The sequence below is a fragment of the Acinetobacter sp. WC-323 genome, assembly GCF_000314615.1.
GTDB classification, from domain to species: domain Bacteria; phylum Pseudomonadota; class Gammaproteobacteria; order Pseudomonadales; family Moraxellaceae; genus Acinetobacter; species Acinetobacter courvalinii.
In genome coordinates this window covers 20,491-43,959 of sequence record NZ_AMZS01000061.1, presented here as the reverse complement: position 1 = coordinate 43,959, position 23,469 = coordinate 20,491, and the positions used below count along the sequence as shown (strand labels likewise).

The 23,469-nt window shown below is 40.6% G+C and carries 14 protein-coding genes and 2 pseudogenes; 4 read left to right on the top strand and 12 right to left on the bottom strand.

The genetic code is table 11. The features are described from left to right. The first annotated feature begins 7 nt into the window (after window positions 1–7). A pseudogene (gene cas1f, locus ACINWC323_RS03115) lies at window positions 8–960 on the top strand (type I-F CRISPR-associated endonuclease Cas1f). A 2,527-nt stretch (window positions 961–3,487) separates the two neighbouring features. Here cas1f and ACINWC323_RS03120 read toward each other — a convergent pair. Further along, window positions 3,488–4,519, bottom strand: coding sequence for a LysR family transcriptional regulator (locus ACINWC323_RS03120; protein WP_009514912.1), 1,032 nt, complete (start codon window positions 4,517–4,519; stop codon window positions 3,488–3,490). A gap of 195 nt (window positions 4,520–4,714) precedes the next feature. Between ACINWC323_RS03120 and ACINWC323_RS03125 the strand changes: the two genes are divergently transcribed. Genes ACINWC323_RS03125 through ACINWC323_RS03135 form a run of 3 tightly spaced genes read left to right on the top strand, consistent with a single transcriptional unit; the run spans window position 4,715 to window position 10,606 of the window. Continuing rightward, complete coding sequence (locus ACINWC323_RS03125) at window positions 4,715–5,938, top strand: efflux RND transporter periplasmic adaptor subunit (RefSeq protein ID WP_009514943.1); 1,224 nt, start codon at window positions 4,715–4,717, stop codon at window positions 5,936–5,938. A gap of 5 nt (window positions 5,939–5,943) precedes the next feature. Next, complete coding sequence (adeG, locus tag ACINWC323_RS03130) at window positions 5,944–9,123, top strand: multidrug efflux RND transporter permease subunit AdeG (RefSeq protein ID WP_009514903.1); 3,180 nt, start codon at window positions 5,944–5,946, stop codon at window positions 9,121–9,123. 10 nt (window positions 9,124–9,133) lie between these two features. After that, the gene (locus ACINWC323_RS03135; RefSeq protein WP_009514873.1) at window positions 9,134–10,606 is read left to right on the top strand and encodes an efflux transporter outer membrane subunit; all 1,473 of its coding nucleotides are present in this window, start codon (window positions 9,134–9,136) and stop codon (window positions 10,604–10,606) included. A 105-nt stretch (window positions 10,607–10,711) separates the two neighbouring features. On the opposite strand, the gene ACINWC323_RS03140 is transcribed toward ACINWC323_RS03135, so the two are convergent. From ACINWC323_RS03140 to ACINWC323_RS03185, 11 genes and pseudogenes are all read right to left on the bottom strand, one after another. After that, window positions 10,712–11,602: a hypothetical protein gene (locus ACINWC323_RS03140; RefSeq protein ID WP_032881688.1), complete on the bottom strand. Its 891-nt coding sequence runs from the start codon at window positions 11,600–11,602 to the stop codon at window positions 10,712–10,714. Next, window positions 11,586–11,768, bottom strand: a pseudogene (locus ACINWC323_RS19915) (DUF2515 family protein); the annotation flags it as partial. The gene ACINWC323_RS03140 and the pseudogene ACINWC323_RS19915, both read right to left, overlap by 17 nt. Window positions 11,769–11,925: 157 nt before the next feature. Then, window positions 11,926–12,981 carry a PoNe immunity protein domain-containing protein gene (locus tag ACINWC323_RS03145; RefSeq protein ID WP_009514862.1) on the bottom strand — a complete coding sequence of 352 codons (1,056 nt, stop codon included), beginning with the start codon at window positions 12,979–12,981 and terminating at the stop codon, window positions 11,926–11,928. 91 nt (window positions 12,982–13,072) lie between these two features. Next, entirely contained in the window at window positions 13,073–13,933 is an 861-nt protein-coding gene (locus ACINWC323_RS03150) for a type VI secretion system immunity protein, TaeI family (RefSeq protein ID WP_009514952.1), read from the bottom strand. 313 nt (window positions 13,934–14,246) lie between these two features. Further along, a complete protein-coding gene (locus tag ACINWC323_RS03155; RefSeq protein WP_009514868.1) occupies window positions 14,247–15,398 on the bottom strand; it encodes a hypothetical protein in 1,152 nt (383 codons plus the stop codon). Between the two features lie 25 nt (window positions 15,399–15,423). Continuing rightward, window positions 15,424–16,563: a hypothetical protein gene (locus ACINWC323_RS03160; RefSeq protein WP_032881687.1), complete on the bottom strand. Its 1,140-nt coding sequence runs from the start codon at window positions 16,561–16,563 to the stop codon at window positions 15,424–15,426. A gap of 152 nt (window positions 16,564–16,715) precedes the next feature. Next, on the bottom strand, window positions 16,716–17,402 hold the full coding sequence (locus ACINWC323_RS03165; RefSeq protein WP_009514950.1) for a GAD-like domain-containing protein: 687 nt from the start codon (window positions 17,400–17,402) through the stop codon (window positions 16,716–16,718). A gap of 95 nt (window positions 17,403–17,497) precedes the next feature. Beyond that, window positions 17,498–18,733 (bottom strand): type VI immunity family protein, encoded by a 1,236-nt coding sequence (locus ACINWC323_RS03170; RefSeq protein ID WP_009514908.1) that lies wholly within the window; start codon window positions 18,731–18,733, stop codon window positions 17,498–17,500. Window positions 18,734–18,755: 22 nt separating this feature from the next. Then, window positions 18,756–20,051, bottom strand: a complete 1,296-nt coding sequence (locus ACINWC323_RS03175; protein WP_249364870.1) for a VRR-NUC domain-containing protein — start codon at window positions 20,049–20,051, stop codon at window positions 18,756–18,758. 9 nt (window positions 20,052–20,060) lie between these two features. Beyond that, complete coding sequence (locus tag ACINWC323_RS03180) at window positions 20,061–22,877, bottom strand: type VI secretion system Vgr family protein (RefSeq protein WP_009514881.1); 2,817 nt, start codon at window positions 22,875–22,877, stop codon at window positions 20,061–20,063. A 188-nt stretch (window positions 22,878–23,065) separates the two neighbouring features. Continuing rightward, complete coding sequence (locus ACINWC323_RS03185; protein WP_009514884.1) at window positions 23,066–23,251, bottom strand: hypothetical protein; 186 nt, start codon at window positions 23,249–23,251, stop codon at window positions 23,066–23,068. Window positions 23,252–23,469: the final 218 nt, after the last annotated feature.

The window sequence follows — 23,469 nt, the reverse complement described above, 5'->3', positions numbered from 1 at the left end:
ATATAATATGAGTCAACTCCGTCAAGAACGCAGCCGCCCACTTATGCTTTCAAAGCGTGCCTGTGTATTTTATCTCGAAAGAGTTCGTGTCGTTTTAAAAGATGATCGAATTGTTTACTTGACGGAGAACTCACAACCTGTGGAATATTTTTATAATATTCCCGAGAAAAACACCGCCTTTTTACTCCTTGGCAAAGGCAGTTCATTAACAGATGCGGCTGCCAGACGTTTAGCAGAATCTAATGTCATGGTTGGGTTTTGCGGTTCTGGCGGTTCCCCTTTATTTTCATCATTAGACTTAACATTTTTAGCGCCTCAAAGTGAATATCGTCCCACTGAATATATGCAAATTTGGATGAAAGCATGGCTAGAAGATGATGCACGCTTACTCATGGCAAAAATATTATTACTCGAACGTATTGCCCTCGTATCACAGGCTTGGAAAAAGAATTTTGATTTGATTCAATCTGGTATTTATATTGATGAGAACGCTTTAAACACATTTAAACAAGATATTGATCGTTCCGAAAATCAACAGGAATTACTTGCTGCCGAAGGACGTTGGGCCAAAGCGTTATATAAACAACTTGCTAAAGGTTTTGGCCTTGAGTTTACGCGTGATGAAGGAAAAAACTCTCACGATACTATTGTTGATATCGCCAACAGTTATCTCGATCATGGAAACTATATTGCCTATGGCTATGCAGCAGTGGCTTTAAATGGCATGGGAATTAGCTTTGCCCTCCCTATTCTGCATGGTAAAACACGTCGTGGAGGTCTAGTCTTTGACCTCGCCGATCTGGTAAAGATGCTTTTGTGATGCCAATCGCTTTTACATGTGCCGCAAAAGGATTAAATCAAAAAGAATTCCGGATGCAACTTATTGAAACCTGTCAAGATCAAGATATTTTGGATTACATGTTTAGCTTCATTACTGACATATGTAGTAAAATCAAATAAAATCATATAATTAAGACTTATACCTCATAACGAAGTATTTTCACTCATTAAAAACTTATATAATTGATTTTAAGAGTTTTGTATTAACTTAACTCTAGTTGCTCATCGCATAGATGATTTAGAAAATACGGATCTTTAAAATCACAAGGCGGTGTATGTTGCTCATCGCATAGATGATTTAGAAATCTTTGCATGGATATTCCCTTAGCTTCACGTTGTTGCTCATCGCATAGATGATTTAGAAAAATAACTGAATCGTTTCAGTCGAGATACTATTGTTGCTCATCGCATAGATGATTTAGAAATGAACTGGTACCTTGTTTAATAACGTAATAAGGTTGCTCATCGCATAGATGATTTAGAAATGAAGACAGTTCTTGGCTAATTCCTCGTCACAGTTGCTCATCGCATAGATGATTTAGAAAGTATGGGCAAGATCAAGACGATTCACCCCGCAAGTTGCTCATCGCATAGATGATTTAGAAACACTTACTCATGCGTTCAGCAAGATTGTTATCGTTGCTCATCGCATAGATGATTTAGAAAACAAGACCCTAACAACTGCATGAATGGTGGCTGTTGCTCATCGCATAGATGATTTAGAAAATCTTGTTGTTCTCCTTTGATTTAAATAAAAGGTTGCTCATCGCATAGATGATTTAGAAAACCAGTGAAGCTGTGGGCGAATCAAATAAAAAGTTGCTCATCGCATAGATGATTTAGAAATTTTCTTTAATGTTGATTAGCGAAGCATTGACGTTGCTCATCGCATAGATGATTTAGAAACGATACATAAAGTGCGACCTTTACCGTTTGGTGTTGCTCATCGCATAGATGATTTAGAAAAATACTTATTTATGTTTGCATCTTCAAATTTGGTTCGTCATCGTGTAGATGATTTAGAAATATCAGCATGGCCAGATCTTTCTGATCCACCAGTTCGTCATCGTGTAGATGATTTAGAAATCTAGATTAGTAATGTTCAATTGCCGGGTAATGTTCGTCATCGTGTAGATGATTTAGAAGTATTGTCATTTTATTAAAAGAAATCGGTAAACGTTCGTCATCGTGTAGATGATTTAGAAGACAGTCGTTGGCTCAGACCATGGTCCGAATAGGTTCGTCATCGTGTAGATGATTTAGAAGTGCTCAATTCTGTGCCCAGCTGCGATTTCTTCGTTCGTCATCGTGTAGATGATTTAGAAGTTCCAGATGAATGCACAAACTGCTTTTATTTAGTTCGTCATCGTGTAGATGATTTAGAAGTCAAAGATCCAGTCACCTTTTGGGATGCATTTGTTCGTCATCGTGTAGATGATTTAGAAGAATATGCTTTAAATTTATATATTTTCTTTATTGTTCGTCATCGTGTAGATGATTTAGAAAATTTGGACTTCGTGGGAGTCCACGCTTTCTAAGTTCGTCATCGTGTAGATGATTTAGAAAAGATGAAATACGCACTTATGGAAGCTCATCTCGTTCGTCATCGTGTAGATGATTTAGAAATACACACTATACGGGCATGGCTTGTAAGGTTTGTTCGTCATCGTGTAGATGATTTAGAAACGTTTGTCAAGCTCGTAGAAATTGACTTTAACCGTTCGTCATCGTGTAGATGATTTAGAAGTTTCGAAGTTGAAACCATACGTTGGTAAGGGAGTTCGTCATCGTGTAGATGATTTAGAAGATCCACATGTAGACATCATTTGCAGCAGAAAAGTTCGTCATCGTGTAGATGATTTAGAAGAAACTGCATAAGTCATAGAACCCCCTTAATTCGTTCGTCATCGTGTAGATGATTTGGAAGTACTTAAAAATGTTGCTCAGCCGGTCATGGACGTTCGTCATCGTGTAGATGATTTAGAAGCTAATGCTGTTTTTAGATATTTTTATAAAAATGTTCGTCATCGTGTAGATGATTTAGAAGTTCCAGTGTTTAGCCTTATCACTCGGTATAATGTTCGTCATCGTGTAGATGATTTAGAAGTCTCGTGTTGATGAACCTAAAGTGTGTATGACGTTCGTCATCGTGTAGATGATTTAGAAAAATTCCAAACGGTATTAAAACACCTGGTGTTTGTTCGTCATCGCGTAGATGATTTAGAAACAGCCGAACGGGAAATCGAAAAGGCGCGTAACGTTGCTCATCGCGTAGATGATTTAGAAACACCTGTAGGGAGTACGCCCAGGACGTTAGCCGTTGCTCATCGTGTAGATGATTTAGAAAATTCCATACAAATCACACACAACATTAAATTGGTTCGTCATCGCGTAGATGATTTAGAAATTCATACACGGCGTATGAAATCTTAGCTGCCTGTTGCTCATCGCGTAGATGATTTAGAAAATTAACATCACAGTACCTATCACCTTAGAGGGGTTCGTCATCGTGTAGATGATTTAGAAAGTTAAGTTAGGACCTATCCTTTTATGGTCTCTGTTCCTCATCGCACAGATGATTTAGAAAATGAATAACCGCTTATGTGGCGGTGTATTAACGTTCGTCATCGCATAGATGATTTAAAAATCAAGTCTTTAATGCCCTTGCTTCAGCAATATTATGCTGTTCAACCAAAGTACGAATCGTATATTCATGATTGGTTTTTTGGTCACAGGCAAATTCACATTTTTGATCCAACGGCAACGCACTACCCCCAAGCAATGGACATCCTGCAAACAGCTCCGCCACCCAGTCAACAAAAACCCGAACCTTATGCGATAAATGTCGACTTTGCAAATACACCACCGAAATCGGCATCGGTGCAGGTGTCCATTGAGGTAATACTTCTTTTAAAGTCCCTGCTTCAAAGTGATTGGTCAGCATATAACGTGGACCTTGAATCAGGCCAAAGCCTTGCAGCGCCAAATCGATATAGGCATCACCATCATTGACAGACACCTGCCCATTAACACTGACACTTTGAATCAGGTCATCGACCACAAAATCCCAGTCAAAATTACGCCCTGTACGACTGGAAAAGAAATGAATGGCTTGATGATTCTTTTGCAAATCCTCAAGTGTTTTCGGTTCACCATATTTTTCTAAATAGCATGCTGATGCCGCTGTTGCACACTGAAACGTACCAATACGGCGCGCAATGAGACTGGAATCCTGTAATTCTCCTACCCGAATTGCACAATCTACCGCCTCACCCACCAAATCCACAGGACGATCATTCATTCCAATGACCAGATCAATATCGGGATAACGTTGATGAAAATCTCTCAACCTTGGAATCAGAATCAAACGACCAATCGAGACAGGCACATCAATCCGTAATCGTCCTCGCGGTCCTCGTTCCTCATCATGGAAAGATGCTTCAATATCTTCCACGTCCGCCAAAATTCTCAAGCTGCGGTCATAATACACTGCACCATCAGGAGTTAAGCTTAGTTTACGCGTGGTTCGATTCAGCAGGCGAACCTGTAAATGTTTTTCTAAAGCCTGAATCGTGGTGGTCACCGATGCACGTGGCAGCCCCAGACTATCCGCAGCCAGACTAAAGCTGTTGGTTTCAACCACTTTATTAAAGACTTTCATTGCATGAAATAGATCCATGGGCCACTCCCATTGATGCATTTTTTGGATTTTATGCATCAATTGTTATAAAAATACGAATAGTGTTATCAAATTTAGTATATTTATTCGTAATTGACAAACTTTTATGCTCCTTCCATTCCATAAACCTGTTTCTCCCATACAGACCACAACAAAAAGTCTGAAAACAGGGATTCAAATAACCAGGAGCATCCCATGTCACTTTCCCGCAAACAGCTGACGCTGTCTGCTGTCATTATTGCCGTTTTTGCAACAGGTGGCAGTTTTATTCTCTTCCAAGAAAATGCAGATGCCAAAGCGAATTCAACAGCAAGCGCGCCACCTGCAGCAACCGTTGATGTGGCCCATGTCGTCAGTCAGACCATTACCGACTGGCAAGAATATTCCGGACGTCTCGAAGCCATCGATCAAGTCGATGTCCGTCCCCAAGTCTCAGGTAAACTGATTGCCGTGAATTTTAAAGATGGCAGTTTAGTAAATAAAGGCGACCTGCTGTTTACTATTGATCCTCGCCCTTTTGAAGCAGAACTGAATCGCGCCAAAGCACAACTGGCTTCTGCTGAAGCGCAAGTGACTTATTCTTCAGCGAACTTAGGCCGCAACCAGCGTTTAATCCAAAGTAATGCGATTGCCCATCAAGAACTTGATCAAGCGCAAAATGAAGCCCGCTCAGCCAATGCCAATTTACAGGCAGCTAAAGCTGCAGTAGAAACCGCCCGTTTGAATCTGGAATATACCCGTATTACTGCCCCTGTCAGTGGGCGTATTTCCCGTGCCGAAGTCACGGTGGGTAACGTGGTTTCCGCAGGTAATGGCGCACAGGTGCTCACCAGCTTGGTTTCAGTATCACGTCTGTATGCATCTTTCGATGTCGATGAACAGACTTATTTAAAATACATCAGCAATCAACGCAATTCAGGCCAAGTCCCTGTTTATCTTGGTCTTGCCAATGAATCTGGTTTTAGCCGTGAAGGTTATATCAGTTCGATCGACAATAATTTAAATACCACCTCAGGCACCATTCGGGTTCGTGCCACTTTCGATAATCCCAAAGGCGTGATGCTTCCCGGACTGTATGCCCGCATTCGTCTGGGTGGAGGACAACCTCGTGCAGCGATTCTGATTAGCCCGACTGCGATTGGTGTCGATCAGGACAAACGTTTTGTGATGGTGGTCGATGCGAAAAACCAAACTGCGTACCGTGAAGTAAAACTCGGCGCGCAACAAGATGGCCTACAAATCATCAATAGCGGTCTGCAAGTGGGTGATCGCATTGTCGTAAATGGTTTACAACGCATCCGTCCGGGTGATCCTGTCAAACCTCACCTCATTGCTATGCCGAATCCTCAAATCATTGCCGATAACACAGCACAACAACCTCAGCCTTCAGAAAAAACCCCAATTTCGGCAAAAGGTTAATCCTCATGAATATTTCCAAGTTTTTTATTGATCGCCCGATCTTTGCCGGGGTTCTGTCCGTCCTGATTCTACTGGCGGGCTTACTCTCCCTTTTCCAACTGCCCATTTCTGAATATCCAGAAGTGGTGCCACCCTCTGTGGTGGTGCGTGCTCAATATCCAGGTGCCAACCCTAAAGTGATTGCTGAAACGGTTGCTTCTCCTTTGGAGGAATCCATCAACGGCGTAGAGAACATGCTGTATATGCAGTCTCAGGCCAACAGCGATGGTAACCTGACCCTTACCGTCAATTTCAAGCTCGGGATTGACCCAGATAAGGCACAACAACTGGTGCAGAATCGGGTGTCTCAAGCTTTGCCACGCTTGCCAGAAGATGTACAACGTCTCGGTGTGACCACGCTAAAAAGTTCACCGACCTTGACGATGGTGGTACATCTGACCTCACCGGATAATCGCTATGACATGACCTACTTGCGTAACTATGCCGTACTCAATGTCAAAGACCGTTTAGCACGCCTACAAGGTGTGGGTGAAGTGAGTCTGTTTGGTTCAGGCGATTACGCCATGCGCGTGTGGTTAGACCCACAAAAGGTGGCGCAACGCAATCTCACTGCGACTGAAATTGTGAATGCGATTCGTGAGCAGAATATTCAGGTTGCCGCAGGAACCATTGGTGCAGCGCCCAATAATTCTCCTTTACAACTCTCGGTGAATGCGCAAGGTCGTTTAAGTACCGAACAGGAATTTGCCGATATTATTTTAAAAACAGCTGCAGATGGTGCAGTGACTCGACTCGGTGATGTCGCACGTGTTGAACTGGCCGCTTCACAATATGGTTTACGTTCATTACTGGACAATAAACAGGCCGTGGCAATTCCGATTTTCCAAGCTCCAGGTGCCAATGCCTTACAGGTCTCGGATCAAGTGCGTAGCACCATGGCGGAACTGTCCAAAGATTTTCCAACCTCAATTAAATACGATATCGTTTACGACCCAACCCAATTCGTGCGTTCAAGTATTAAAGCGGTGATTAATACCCTGCTTGAAGCGATTGCACTGGTAGTTGTGGTGGTGATCCTGTTCTTGCAAACATGGCGTGCCTCGATTATTCCGTTACTGGCCGTGCCTGTTTCCATCATTGGGACCTTCGCCTTAATGCTGGCCTTTGGTTATTCCATCAATGCCCTGTCCCTGTTCGGGATGGTGCTCGCCATCGGGATTGTGGTCGATGATGCCATTGTGGTGGTGGAAAATGTCGAGCGGAATATTGAAGCAGGACTCAGTCCAAGGGATGCCACCTACCGCGCCATGCGTGAAGTCAGTGGACCGATTATCGCGATTGCATTGACCTTGGTTGCCGTGTTCGTCCCGCTGGCCTTTATGACTGGTTTAACAGGGCAATTCTATAAGCAATTCGCCATGACCATTGCCATCTCCACCGTGATTTCGGCCTTCAACTCACTTACGCTGTCTCCTGCGTTGGCCGCCATGTTGCTGAAAGGTCATGATGCAAAACCAGACGTCCTGACTCGTGTAATAAATCGTGTTTTCGGACGCTTCTTTGCCCTGTTTAATCGCGTATTCTCACGTGCCTCTGATCAATATGGCCGTGGTGTCAGTCGCGTAATTTCCCATAAAGCCTCAGCGATGGGTGTCTATGCAGTACTACTTGGTCTGACCATCGGAATTTCTTATATCGTTCCGGGCGGTTTTGTGCCCGCACAAGATAAGCAATACCTGATCAGCTTTGCCCAATTACCCAATGGCGCCTCACTGGATCGAACCGAAAATGTCATTCGTAAAATGAGTGATGCTGCGCTGAAACAACCTGGCGTAGAAAGTGCGGTGGCTTTCCCTGGCTTATCGATTAACGGTTTTACCAACAGTTCCAGCGCCGGGATTGTGTTTGTGACCTTAAAACCATTTGCGGAACGTAAAGCAGCCGATCTTTCTGCCAATGCCATTGCAGGTGCTTTAAATCAGAAATACGCCTCGATTCAGGATGCTTATATTGCAGTATTCCCACCACCACCGGTGATGGGTCTCGGCACCATGGGCGGCTTTAAACTTCAGCTGGAAGATCGCGGTGCTTTAGGCTATGCCGAGTTAAATAATGCAGCCCAATCCTTTATGAAGGCGGCACAATCTGCACCTGAATTGGGGCCAATGTTCTCCAGTTATCAAATCAATGTACCGCAACTGAATGTCGATCTGGATCGGGTCAAAGCCAAGCAACAAGGCGTTGCCGTGACCGATGTATTTAACACCATGCAGATTTACCTCGGTTCACAATATGTGAATGACTTTAACCGCTTTGGTCGTGTCTATCAGGTACGTGCTCAAGCCGATGCGCCATTCCGTGCCAATCCTGAAGATATTTTACAGCTTAAAACCCGTAACAATGCAGGACAAATGGTGCCGCTGTCTTCTCTGGTCAATGTGACTCAAACCTATGGCCCGGAAATGGTGGTGCGCTATAACGGCTATACTGCTGCCGATATTAACGGCGGTCCTGCACCAGGTTATTCATCCAGCCAAGCCGAAGCTGCGGTTGAGCGCATTGCCGCTGAAACCTTGCCACGAGGGGTAAAATTTGAATGGACCGATCTGACCTATCAAAAGATCTTGGCAGGTAATGCCGGATTGTGGGTCTTCCCGATCAGTGTGTTATTGGTGTTCTTAGTCTTGGCGGCGCAATATGAAAGCCTGACCTTGCCATTAGCCGTGATTCTGATCGTCCCGATGGGTATCTTGGCAGCACTAACAGGGGTTTGGCTAACAGGCGGTGATAACAATATCTTTACCCAAATCGGCTTGATGGTGCTGGTCGGGCTGGCCTGTAAGAATGCCATCTTGATCGTGGAATTTGCCCGAGAACTGGAAATGCAAGGCGCGACTGCATTTAACGCTGCAGTTGAAGCCAGCCGACTACGTTTACGTCCGATCCTGATGACTTCAATCGCCTTCATTATGGGTGTGGTTCCACTGGTCACTTCAACCGGTGCCGGTGCTGAAATGCGTCATGCCATGGGCGTTGCGGTGTTCTTTGGCATGATCGGAGTGACCTTCTTTGGTTTGTTCCTGACACCTGCCTTCTATGTATTGATTCGTACCCTGAACAGCAAACATAAACTGCATTCAGCCGCTGTGCATGAAGCACCACTGCACAGTTCACACGATCACTAAGGAGCAGGACATGACAGGATTCAAACCCCGCTGGATACTCTCTTCACTCATGGGAAGCCTGCTGCTTGCAGGCTGCTCATTAGCACCGGAATATCAGCCAGCCAAGGTGATTATTCCGCTGCAATTTAAAGAAGCGGATACCAGACTGAATGATCCCAACTGGAGCATCGCGCAACCTGCCGATGCGCAGTCTCGCGGTGAATGGTGGCGTATTTTTAATGATCCACAACTGAATGATCTGCAACAACAAGCCATTACGGGCAACCAGAATCTAAAGGCAGCAGCAGCCAATATTCAGGCGTCACGTGCTTTAAGGTCTGCTGCACAAGCTGAACGCTTACCTAGCATCGGCGCAGGTTTTGGACCAACCCGTCAAAAGCCCTCACCTGCTTCTTTAGGACTTGATTCGGATGCATCCACATCTGCACGTACCTTATGGCGGGCACAAGCCAATGTCTCTTATGAACTGGACCTATTTGGACGGATTGCCAGTAGTGTTAATGCAGCAACCGCAGATGTACAGCAACAGGAAGCCTTGTATCATTCAGCACTATTAGCACTGCAAGCAGATGTGGCACAGGCGTACTTTCTGATTCGCCAATTCGATGCTGAACAAGCCATCTATACGCAAAACATCAAGTTACTGACCGAGAATCAAAATTTGATTCAAGCACGTTATCACAATGGCTTGGTCAGTGATCTGGATGTTTCTCGTGCACAAACGGAACTCTCAACCGCCCAAAGCACTGCACTCAGTATTACACGGAATCGAGCCAGTACCGAACATGCGCTGGCGGTATTACTCGGTAAACCGCCTGCTGATTTTAGCTTAGCGATTCAACCCTCGTCTGCTACGGTGATTCGCCTGCCTGCGGGTTTACCTTCGAGCTTGCTGGAACGTCGTCCCGATATCGCTGCCGCCGAACGTGCCATGGCAGCCGATAATGCACGCATCGGTATTGCCCGTGCTGCCTTTTTCCCCAAACTGGATCTCACTGGTGCGTTGGGTTATGAATCTGCAAGTTTAGGCGATTTGGGTAAATGGTCGAGTCGAACTTTTTTACTCGGCCCTGTCGCGGGCACAATTTTGTCTTTACCGTTATTTGATGGCGGGCAACGTAAGGCAGGTGTTGCGCAAGCTCGGGCTGGCTATGAACAAAGTGTGGCGAATTATCGGCAGACGGTGCTGAATGCTTTCCGTGAGGTTGAAAATGGTTTGTCTGATCAGCGTATTCTGGATCAGCAAATACAGGCTCAGGGGCAAGCACTTGCTGCATCCCGACATGCCAATCAGCTCTCACATTTGCGTTATCGTGAAGGTCGGATCAGCTATTTGGACGTGATTGATTCGGATCGGAGCATTTTGCAGCAAGAGCAACTCGCTGCACAGCTTCATGGCAGTCGGATGATTGCCAGTGTGGATCTCATTCGGGCTTTAGGTGGTGGTTGGCATACTGGGCAAGTGGAGTTGGTACGGCAATAAAGTAGATTTAAAATAGATTAGTACAATCAATTAAAGCCCCATATATGATGGGGCTTTTTTAAACTTAAAATATATTAGTATGCCTAGATTAATTAAGCCTAATGATTATTTTACAAAGGACCAGACATCGGGATCTTGATAATTTTCATCTATTTTATATCCCTTTTGTCTTGCTTCTTGTTCTGCTTTCGTTCGTAACTGCTTATCTTCTATAAGAGATTTCTGAAATGCTTGCTCTAATTCTTTTATAGTCATTTGATCTGAGTTGCTAATACTATTTCTTTCCATATATCGTATAGTTTTAATGGTATAACGTAACATATATTGCTCTTGTTTTTTCTCATTAATAGCAGTTTGATCAATACTAAATTTTAATAAGATGCCATTGCTATAAAGCTGATATGAGAATACTTTTGTTGGTATTTTATTAAATACTTCCTGCCACTCCTTAAAACTTAAAATATATGTCGGATCGATCACTTCTTTTCGGTCTAAAATATATTTAAGATTATCTTGCTTCGCAATTCTGACACTAGACCTATAAAAATATTGCTTCCAGCCTGCCTCATTAATTTTTTTCATTAAACTAACATAGGCTGCATAAGCCTGTTCTGGCGCTACAAATTCTTCATGGGTTAGTCCCGCATCAATATCGATGATCTGGATACCTTCCTCTGGGCTATCTGAAAGCTGTGAACCCATCACTGAAAATATATTCTCCAGCTCCAAACTATTGATACCATGCTCAACTCTAACTTTACCTAAATTTGGTGGATTCCAATTCAGGGTCATAAAGTTTATCCCAGCAGGTTGACGGTCAACCTCTCCATTCGTATATCTGGAAAAATCCTGTACACCGTGTGCCCCAAAATGTAGGGTATAAGTTTGCTCATTATTCATATATTGACTCTCTCTAGTTTTAGAGCCAGGTTCACATGCACTTAATAAAAATCCAATAAAGAGGATAAAAATAAACTGATTATATTTTGCCATCATTACTATCTCTTCCAACCTTATATTCAGCTTTACTCTTACCCCAAGTGGCAATGATTGCTAACTCTTTTTCTAAAAAAACTCGGTCTTTTTCATGTAACATTAAACGATGATATTTTTTATTAGCCTTGCTAATCCATTTCATTCGCCGATCATAATTTTCAACTTCTCTATCTCCTAAAAACTATGCCTTAGATTCTTAAATTAAGCACTTTTACCTAGATAGTTCCACTCGATTAGTTATAATAATATTCACTCAATCTGAAGCCAGTCATTATATGAATGAAAAACCATCTAAATGAAGATGGTTTTCTAAAATGATTAAATTAATTTTCACCATCCCAATACCAATACACCTCTCCCCAATCTAGCTCGGCAAGAGTTGGAAGAATCTCCCCCTGCTCAAAATATTGTCGTGAATCTGGTTGAGCTGGTGTTTGCCAATAACCGGTTTTAATACAGACTTCTCCACCTTTAACTTTCATACGTTCTAATTGTTGATCATCTATACCTACTTTTGACTGTGTACGGGCAAAATCAACTAAATCTTTTGGATAAAACTGATGTTCACAATATGACATATCATCTATATCCAGCAACCACGTTACCGCTGCTGCTTCCCATGACCAATAACCATAATAGCTAACTCCAGATCTTATATCTGGTTGAGGATGTTGATCATGGTAAGGTTCTCGGCGGCTCGCGTCATACCAGTCTTCTAAGTATTGCAGCATTAAAGCTGGTCGCTGTTCAGGTGAAGCATTAAACACTTTAATGAGCTTACGATAAGGTAAATGTCGTCTTGCTTCATCTGGTGGAGTTCCACGATCTGCAACAAATGGAGCAACTAAACGTTCAATTAATCCATCTTTTTCCTGTCCTTCAGGCGTTGCTTCTACATAGTCAATGATGGGCATAATCCGATCCATCTGATCCGCATAGCCAGTCAACAACCCAACACAAATCAGACGTAAAGCAATATACCAATAGTCTTCTGTTCCTAAACTGATATGCCAAACATACCGACCATCTGCCTCTGGGCTTTGATGATATTGACTGTGAATTTCGGCATATTCTTCTGTCCAGTTTAAAAGATATGGGTAAAGTTCTTGTATAAATGCAATATCCCCACCAGCAGAGTACTGTAATGACATTAAATTTAAGAGATCTTTTAATCTTTGATGTCCAGCAGCCATCATTTTACTGGATTTAGCATTCTTTTTATATTTTTGAAAGCCGTCAGTGACAGAATAGACCCCATTAAGAAATGCCTCAAACCGTCTTTTATACATTTCTTCTTGTAAAAAATTATCTCTATATTTTCCATAATTTAGTATCCGTTGATTAAACCATCGTTCCCAATCAATATTTAAATCGTTCATTTGGTTATGCAACTCTTTTACTCCGGCAACATATCATTTAATAAATACAAAAAAACCATCTAAACGAGGATGGTTTTCTCAAATGATTAAATTAATTTTCCCCATCCCAATACCAATATACCTCTCCCCAATCTAATTCAGTAAGGGTTGGAAAAATTTCATTTTGTTTGAAGTATTGTCGTGAATTTGGCTGAGCTGGTGTTTTCCAATAGCCAGTTCTCGGACAAATTTCCCCAGCTTTAACTGAATGATTATATTGTGACTCGGCATCTTGCCCACTTGTTAAATCTTCCACATTATACGATGTACCATATAGAGCCGCTGTAAGATCCTCAAAGCTTCTCATTCTTAGTGGAGTTACCTGCTTTAATAGTTTCATGTGGACTGGTAAATTAACTTTTGCTAAATGGCTTAACGACTCTTCACCACCTAAAGCAAGTGCAGGCTCAAAAGCATACATTTCATCTGCCTTTAAAACACCAAGTTTTTTCACCGCATGATCAAATAACTTTTTCCCATTTATATCAATATGATCTAATGAGTCTTTATCCGAGTAGAAAAAAAATAGATCCCCATAGAATTCTGCAGTTTCCGTTTTTTCCCCAGTATCATGCAAAATACCTTCCATCGGCTTTATATAATATCTATAAAAATTATTTTCACCCCAAATTAATAACTCACCAAAAGCTGAGCGTGCCAATACATAATAAACATCATCGTCGACTAATGGGGTATCTTCCAACCAGTCGTAGATAATCTCTGAATAATCATCAGGATTCGTAATCCAGTACAATCCATTTAAATAACCTGAAAAACCAAACAATTGCCATTGTTCTAAAATACTCTCAGGTAGTTTTCCCCTATATTTGTTAATAAGTTCTTCTGTTACTTCAACTCTATCTAGAGGTTGTCCATACTTTTCATAAAAATAATCAATATCTTCTTGGTGCATTTTAATACCCTCTTATTTACAACGCTTTAATTCAACATCCATAGCATCTTTTCCCATCCCCTTAGCCTGAGCCTGAGCTGCCGCTGTATCCATACCAGCTAGCCCCCATTAAGAAATGCATCAAACCGTCTTTTATACATTTCTTCTTGTAAAAAATTATCTCTAAACCTAGCTGTGTCTTTTATTTCTAAACTTAACCACTTTTGCCAATCTATTGTCTGCTCATATTACTTGTACGGACATTTAACGTTCCAACATGACATTCGATAAAAGTAAAAAAACCATCCAAATGAGGATAGTTTTATAAAATAAATCAATTATTTAACTCTATATCTAAATACCAAATGGTTTCACCCCAAGGGTTATTCGGAATTTCAGGCATTGTTTCACCTTTATCAAAATGGCGTTTTTCCATCTTATTTGCTGGACTCCACCAATCTCCAGATTTAGGGCAAACTTCTCCAACTCTACATTTTAATTGGCTATATTGTATTTCATCATTGTCTGGATGATTGATTCTATCCCATGTATTTCCATCAAACCGAATCAAGTGCTTATAGCTCAGTACCCAAAGAACTCCATCCTTCTCCTCAACAGATATAATCCCATGTATATCACTTAGCTCAGGGACTATGAAATATTCTGAATCCGTATATCTGTATAACCCTTGTTCTGAAGCTATATATATAGCCTCTTGATAAAAAGCTGCATTATAAAAAGTCGAATTTATACTTCTATTTTTTAAATTTTTAAATCCATCATCTATATTTCCTTTCAAAAGGGTACCATACTGGCCTGAAATTAAGACATTCTTCCCATCAGGGCATAACGTAATACTATACAAAGCCGATGGTGTGATTCGATTAACCTCTATCCAATTATTACCATTAAAGAAAGCAACAAATCCATCTTCTTCTTGTAACCCACATACATATAAAGCATTGTTATTAAATCCATTTATATCATAGAAACATTTATTAAAAGCTAAGTCATTTTCATATTTTAAAAAGGATAAATCTTGATTTTTCAATTCAATAGGGTCATCCTCCAATCGCATTCCAATAGATTTCCATTCATTCTGGTTATTCTTATAAACTTGACTTCCCTCTCCACAAGCATAAAGATCACCATTAATTACACGGACATGATTAAATTGCCCATAAATTTTTCCCTCTAATTTATATCTAATTTCTTGATGTTCATTATTATTTTTTTGAAATATCCCAACATCCCCCTCTTGATCAAGCGATATAATGGAAGGCTCACCCTCTCTAATTTGGTAAGTAACTGAAATAACTTTCCATCCTTCCAAATCCAAACATGACCAGTTTTGCTGTTCTAAATGTTTATAAATTATTGTTTTACTAAAGCGATCCCATGTATCCAATTCATCAATATTTGCTGATAAACAGAAACTATGGGCACTAATAGCGCATCCTGAAGTAAATGTAATAGGATTTTTCATATATTTGATCTAGTAAATATAACCATTACTCACCATCGAATTGCCAATATACTTCGCCCCAATCAGTGACTAACTGAGGAAAAGAATCACCTTGTCTAAAATAATCTCTTGAATTAGGTTTCGCAACCGTATACCAGTATCCTGACTTAGGACATTTTTCATTAGCACTGACAGTTAAAGATATTTTCTGGTATTCTTTATTATCAGGATGATCAAAAATCTTCCAAGAAACCCCATCATATCTGCCCACAAGTTTATTCGTAAAAATCCATAAAATATTTTCAGTACAATCCACTTTAAATACAAGATTACTATCAACATCCTCATGAACATTAACTTTTGTAATTTCATTTTCATGAAATTTATATAGACCACATGCTGAACCGATATAAACCACTCCATTAAATTCAGTTAAAGAATAGAAATCATCTTTTATACCTAAGTTTGTTTTCCGAACAAAATCAGTATTATCATTAATTTCTATTAAATTCCCATATGTTCCGCATACAATTAATTTACCATCTTTTTTCAAAAGAATTGAATATAGTGTAGCAGGTGTAACTTTTTTCAATATATTCCATTGATTACTATCATAATTAGCAATTAGCCCATTATCTCCAATACGACCTACACAGAAATAATTACTATCCACCTCACATATATCAATAACAGAAATATCATCTTCACGATCAAGCGAATAAAAATTTAACGCCTGATTATCATTAATATTTAAACCACTTGAGATGTCAGACCACTTAAAATCATTAACATAAACCTGACCATCATATCCATAAGCAAATAACTTGCTATTTTGAAATTTTATTTTAGAGAGATAACCACGATCGTTACTCCACTCTTGATTTAAACCAGCGCCATCTATATGTTTAAATTTACTATTTTCACCATCAAACTCCTCAATTTCACCTTCATCACTTAATGCAACTAACTTTTTATTATTTTCAACATTATAGAAACATACATCCACTACAATAAAATTAACATCATGATAATACCATTCTTGCCCATTATCTTCAGTATAATCGTACATAAACAATCGACTAAATTGCTGATTATCATCAAATTTATCCAATAAGCTCGATACATATACCATATCATCTGAGATAGCACATGCTGCGTTGAAAGTTACAGATGATATCTGCGTCATAGTTTTTTCCCACCTTGTTTTGTATTGGAAGCTGGTTTAAAAATATTTGAGTCTATTGACATTTTTCCAGTTGGATCAGCTGTAACTTTAAAATCATGCTCTATATCATTTTTAAAAAATATAAAATGACATAAAAAAAGCCCGTACGGGCTTTAATCATCTTTTCCTAAACCTTGCTCGTCCACAAACTTACCAATATCTACCATCATTCTTGGCGTATCAAGAGAGGCTAACATTTGTAGATGTGAAATAATTGGTAGCTTGCGTACATTTTCTAGTTTAGCTTCCCCACCTAGAATCAAAGCGGGTTCAAAACCAAACATTTCATTCGGTTTTAATACACCATACTTTTTGACGGCTCTATCAAAAAGAGGTTTGTTCTTCCAATCATTTATATCTAAATTATCTTTTTCTTGTACAAGAATAAATGTTCTAATCAAACTATCCCAGTCCTCTTGAGAACTTGGCTCCATTTTTGGAAAAATCTGCGATGTAGTTGAAGAAATTGTTAAACATCTACCATGAATTGTTCCCCACACACTTAAATCGCCAAAAGCGGTTCGGGCAATCACAAAGTATTCTTCATGAGAAGGCAGTTCTACATGTTCTAACCAAGCATCAAGTACATCTTGATAGTCATCAGGATTAACTAACCAAAATAAACCATTACCCCATCCAGAAAAACCAAAAGCTTTCCAATATTCAAGTAACTGATTAGGTAATTTTTCTTCAAACTTAGCTAATATTTCTTCAGATACGGGGGTAGACTCAATAGGAGGGCCAAACCCTTCATCATTATAGAAGTAGTCAAATGCCTCATCTATTATAAAATCATTCATTTCTACTCTACATCTTTCCAGTTTTGCATCTATCCAATATAGATAAAGGAAAGCCCTTCTGGGCTTTCATTTATCTTTTCTTATTTCTCGACTCATCAAAATGGATTAGGTAGTACCACAACACCACCATCATCTCGTGATATTAATTTCCAGACTGCTGGTTTGCTATCTAACTCTCCATTGTCCCAATCATACTCAGCTTCTTCAGGAAATTCTTGGCCTTGGGTTAGATGCTGCTCTATCCCGACAAAATCAAACGGAGTCCATACCCCGCTGTAAGGAACAATCCTATCTTCATTGCCATATTCCCCTAAAATCTGTAATAAATCTTCTTTGATTCCATCGAAGTCAAAAATACCTTTAGAAAAATTTGCGTTATCCCATCTTCGAATCCAATAATAGACCTGTGACAACGAATAACGTGGTCCACGATATGCCGTATGCATAGCGTCCGATGGCATATCTGTACGTACTGCTTTACACAATTGATTAACAACAACATAGCTTAATGGCAATGATTTATTTTTATTGCCTAAACGAGGTAACTCTCCAGTTTTAATAACCATACAGCTATTTATTTCTGTTAGCTCTAGATCAGGAGCATTCATTAAAGTAGTTTCATAGAAAGGTTGATTAATAAATTTATCTTTTAAGTTTTTTCCAATAAAGGTATACCAGTTAATACTCCGAATCCCTTCATACCAATCTCGTTTAAGGAAACTAGCGCCATCAGGTGTTATTCCCCAATATTGTCGAGTAACGCCATACTCATAAAATTGATAAGGATGACGATCATAAGGTAACTGAATACTTAAGCCAGCATAGCCATGAAATACTTCAAATTGAGTTAACAATTCTTCAATCCAAGTATTAAATTCTTTTCGCCCATCCTCCTCATAGACCATTGAGATAGGAAAGTTCAACTGTAAATGAGATAATCCGTAATTATCTCTCGCCGTGAATATACCTAAAGCATATTCAGCAGCAAACTCATTAGACTCAGCTGAGCATAAATACCATTCCATTACATTTGGTTTTTTTGCTTTTTTTAAAGCAGATTGATAACTTTTTTCAGTTAGCTCAGTAAAACCAGAAGCGTTATAAGGAAAATGTGATTTTAGCGGATATGTATTCTTGAATTTATCAATGATATTTAGGGCTTTTTGCTTCCCTTCATCATTTCCTCCGTTTAAATAATAGAGCTGTATAGTTAAAGATAATTGAGCTAAAACTCGATCATTTTTATCTAGCATTAACAATTCTCGTTCAGCTTCTTTTATTTGTTGAATAAGCTCTTTCTCAGAAGGAAGTTGTTTTTCAACTAAATGCATAATCTTTCCTAGTTCTCAATTATTAAAAGGCTGGTGCCACTTGTTTTCCAACACGAAATATACTTTGCAAACCTCGAGCTACTTTTGGTGCGAACCTAGCCGCTTTTGCTAGCCTGAATAAAAATAATCCAGCTCTTAGTGCCCCCGCTCCAATATTCACACCCGGAATAAACATTGCCACAGTCGCAGCAATTTCTAATCCAAGAATAATTTTTTCACCAGTGGACATACCCGTGCTTGCATTTGCTTCAATCACAATAGTTGGTAATTCTATAACTTCTTGAGAATGTGGAGATGATAAAGCCGTAGTTTTTTCGTTAAGTTGTTCTTCGTCAATATCTACTTCTTGTTGTATATGTTGCCATGCTTGTTGAAGATCTGACTCAGAATAAGTTAACTTTTCACTGCCATCTTCAGGTACAAAAGAATATTGCCCATTCTCTACAGTAAATTCACCAGTTTTAAATAACCACGGGGCATCTTGTTGTAACTGTTTCAATGTTTCTGGGCGAAAATAGCCTGTTAGATCTTCCTTGATCTGCTCTTCTCTTAATAGATTAATCGGACGATAGCTATTGTGTACCCATGTTTCCAATTTATATGCATCGGGTAATCTTTGGGTTGCAAAAATTGGAACAAGATCTGGTGAAAACTCAAAAGTGTGCTCATGGTTATTGGGATCATTATCCTCTGAAATCCACACTGTACTAAAACGATTAATTCCAGCAATATATTGATAGTCCTCTTCTTGACCTCTATGAAATGCATCTTTGGGAAACTTCATTTCTACGAGTCTTTTAATATTATCCCGATAAGAAGTATTATAAATACTATCCACAGCACGAACGGATGCACCAGGCCAACGTCGTTGAGGATCTTTAACAATAATTAGATCTGGACGTCGACGATAACTCCCTACCTTATTTGAGGTAACAAGCTTTGAACGCCATGAGGGTGAATGGCGACGGTTATCACCATAATCAAAGTTATCATCATTCCGGTCTGCAAGTTTTACATATTTAGAAATGAGATGAGGTACAGCAGGAATCTTTCTTATTTTATCGGCTTCAGATGGCATACTAAAAGTTACTTCTGGCTTGTAGTACCACAAATATTTATTAATTTTTTCATCAATATTGACCAAAATATAAAAGGCTGCCTGATAACTATGAATCTTCTTTTCCCCAGGTTCTACGATAACATTAGGACCTTTCATATATTTCAAAACAAAATTAGACTTCGCCCAGATATATCCTAAATCTGGCTTGTCAACATCCTGATACTTTTTATCAACCTCAACTCGAGTAATCATTCCCATGTTTCGTACCTATTCATCATCAAAATATTCAAGGTTTAAATTTATCGAGCCTGAGCCAGCTGCAAATAGCTGATGCACAGTTTTTTTCTTTTTCTCCTGTTCAACCAATTTCACTTCTTGAGCTGTGGTTGTATTTACAAGAAGTGTCTCTCCCTCTCTATTCGTCTTTCCAATTACTTTCCGACCATCTTGTAACTGTAACTCATAAGGGTAGTTCACTAATGGTTGTTGTGTCTTCTTATCTCTAATCACATAATAACCTGAGTAATAAGGATTAAATTTTGGTAAAGAGACTGAAACCTTCGCCCCACCCATAAACAAATGCTGCCCCGCCTTCACCTCAAACTTACCACCTGTAGTCGGAAAAATCCCTGAACCATTCAGCTTGAGTTGCGAACCTTGCGCGGTAAATACAATTTCTTTAGGGCTGGTAATTTCAATACGGTCTTCGGTCGAAATAATCTGAATGCCTTGCTTGGCAAGCAAGTTCATGCCATCCGATTGAGCCTGAACCTCAAACTTACCTTTGGCAGCCACCTGCTTGATGCCATTCTGCGCTGCAAACAGGCTAATCCTATTCTGAACATGGGCAACCAGATTCTTTTGTGTGCTTAGGTTAATGCTATCGCCCGCAACCTGATTGATTTGCCCATCTGCTGAAAGATGAATATCTTCGTTAGTGCTGAGGCCAATTCCGGCAGGTGAATTTAACAGCAATAACGCTTTTTCAAATTTTGCAATCTTGTCCTGAATCTGATCAGCAAAGTCTTTTAACTGTTCTAAGGATTCAATTTCATCGGTTTGCTGGTTCTTGGCAACTTCGCTTAAGGCTTTGGCATTGCTTTGATTGCCTTCGATCTGTTGCTTGGCTGGCTGCGCATCGAGATGTTCGCCTTGGGCCTGATCCTGTTTCTGTGTACTCAGCAGTAAACCCTGACCTGCACGTACTGCACCCCACTGATCGGTCCGCAGCTCAAAACCCTCACCTCGGTCTTCACTTTCAGCCTTATCTTTGGGATGGCTGAGTTTACCCAGATTCAGTTGACTGGCAGCATGACTGCTTTGTAGTTGTGCACTGATCTGGCCCGTGGTGTCATCAAAGCGTAACTGGTTAAAACCTTCGCCTTGGACTTCTTTGGATTTGATCCCGGCCAGTTTTTTGGTATCCGGCAGCTTGCCAGCATTGTCAAATCTGGCTGGGCTACGTTGTGCTTCATGAATTCGCCCCACCACATATGGACGGTCAATATTGCCGTCAAAGAAATCAATCACCACAATCTCACCAATTCTTGGCAAGAAACGTACGCCATAACCGTCACCTGCCCACGGCGTCAGTACATCGATCCAGGCAGAATCGGTATCGTTGTCATTGGCACCTGCACCACCATCATGGCTATGGTCCTCTGCACGGGTAAACAGGAATCGAACTTTAATGCGTCCCCATTCATCGACATTGATTTCTTCACCACTTGGCCCGACCACTTTCCCCCGTTGCGGATACGCTTCGGGGCGATGCTGCTGCGGATTGTATGCCGGCACTATCTTGATCTGACGGCGTTGTAAGGTAAGTTGATTGGCTTGGCGTTCTTCTGTGTTGCTTGTATTGAACTGTTTAGGTTGCCACTGACTCTGTGCCAAGAGCTGGTAAATTTGCTGATGCAGATCTTTAGGCAAGTTGTTTTGATTATAGAAATGCTTGGCTGTAATCAGGAATTCCTTGTCTGCCCCATCATGCTGATCAATTTCAGGATGGTCCTGCAACTCAAACCAGTAGCCCACTTGTGCATCACGTAGAGTCGACTGGGCAATAAATTGCTTGGCCTGTGCATTATGGTAATGACTGAGATTTTGATTGAAACGTTCAACCTGTTGATTACCTGAAGGTGTTGCACCATCTTCCTTGTTCAGGTCTTGCATCCATGCAGGCGTAAAGTGCCATGCATCTTCCAGCGCCAAGCGGGTTGCATCATGCTGTTCTGAATGTTGCTGCGTGGTAAGGACCGAACCGGTGCCTTCATCCATATCTAAAGCATCAGGCTGCCAACGGTTTACATACACCGAAGTCGGTTGTAAGGAACGGTTGCCGATAAAACTGGTAATCGAGTCGAATTGTTCCGTTGCACTGCTACGATGGTACTGCACCTTGCGCCGATCCAGTGCCTGATACTGGGCATTGTCATCAATCAGTCTTAATCGCTGCGGCTGAATGCTGCTATTTGAATTCGGTACTGTCAGTTGCGCTTCATCAATCAGCCAGTTAATCCCTTCGCTACGCATCAGGCGGGTCAGAAAATCATAATCACTTTCATTCTGTGACATGATAAATGGGCGAATATCGTAGTCTTGACTCAGCCCGCTTAAATCTAGTGTTAGGCTGGCGGCAAAGAGCGGGCTTTTCTGCTGCCACTCCTTAAACACCAGTTCGACAACGTCCCGCACGCTTTTATTCATGAATACACGGGAGTTACGGCGTTTATGCCACAGTGCCGTCGGATCTTGCAAAGTCAGCTTATAGATCGTCAGGCTACCATCCGATTGTCCTTGCAATGCTTGAGTAATAATGCCGGTGGTACGGAATAGTTGTCCTGTATCTGTGACCTGATCAACGGCAACCTGACTGCCAATAAATTGTTTGAGTGGAATGGCAGCATTGGTCGACAGACAGATGAGTTCAGCTTCAACCCCGGCATTGATTTGGTGCTGCCCATCAATACGCTGCAAAAAGACTTGCGTATTTAAATCTTGACTTGAAAATAAAATATGTAAGGCACGTTTTTGTGCAGTAAGACCTAAGCTGTCTAAGGCTTGAAATATATTGTTCAACATCTTGTTATAGGCTTACGCTTAAATTTAGTGCATTTTACAAAGTATCGCGTTGCTCTGTCTATACGGTTCTGTCTATTTGTGACAATTTACGTCACTGAATTGATTATGCCTGAGTCGCTCCAATCAAGATCAAGCTTAAAAATAAACAAGCCCATCATGAGATGAGCTTATTCATCCGATAATATAAATTAACAGTTGCCCTTTTTGGCTTGTCCCGGAGGACAGAAACGACCATTGCCATGCCCGTCATAATAACGGCCATCATTGAGTCGTCCTTCCGGATCCACCACAATACTTCCTTCACGGGTATGTACAGCACAGGCAGTCAGTCCCAAGCTGCCCAACAAAGTCACCACTAATAAAAAATATTTCATAATCCACTCCTTTTTAATAAAAAAATAAAATTATTTTGTACACTTTTCAATCCAGATTTTGTTATCAATATTTTTTTGTATAATCTGTCACTCAAGCGCCTGTACAGGATAGCACTATTGAGGTAAAAGGGCGTAATAACGAAACACAAAGCATGGATGCGAAATCATCCAGTATTTATGTCATTTCCCTGAAATATAAGGCTAACTTACGCGATAAA